This window comes from Nostoc sp. CCY 9925, from assembly GCF_963920935.1.
In the GTDB taxonomy this organism is placed as follows: domain Bacteria; phylum Cyanobacteriota; class Cyanobacteriia; order Cyanobacteriales; family Nostocaceae; genus Nostoc.
Window position 1 is genome coordinate 1 of the sequence record NZ_CAWUDO010000335.1, and the last position, 231, is coordinate 231.

The window sequence follows — 231 nt, forward strand, 5'->3', positions numbered from 1 at the left end:
TGTGCCCATGATCATCGGCGCGACCGATCTGGAGCTGGGCGTCGTGCCCGCCCTGTTCCGCGGCATGGTCGCCGACCGCACCATCGCCGACATGAACATTCCGCGCGACAGCCTGACGCCGCTCTATGGCGACCGCTCCACCCTGAACACCTACATGCCGTCGGAACTGACGATCGCAGAGCCCGCGCGACGGCTGGCGGCGCTGGATGCGGACAGGAACCGCCCAGTCTG

At 68.0% G+C, this 231-nt stretch carries 1 protein-coding gene; it reads left to right on the forward strand.

Translation table 11 applies throughout. The annotated features are described in order from the left end of the window. A partial coding sequence (locus ACM0OY_RS40670) for a hypothetical protein (protein WP_414574343.1) occupies nucleotides 1-231 on the forward strand: 231 nt, incomplete at both ends.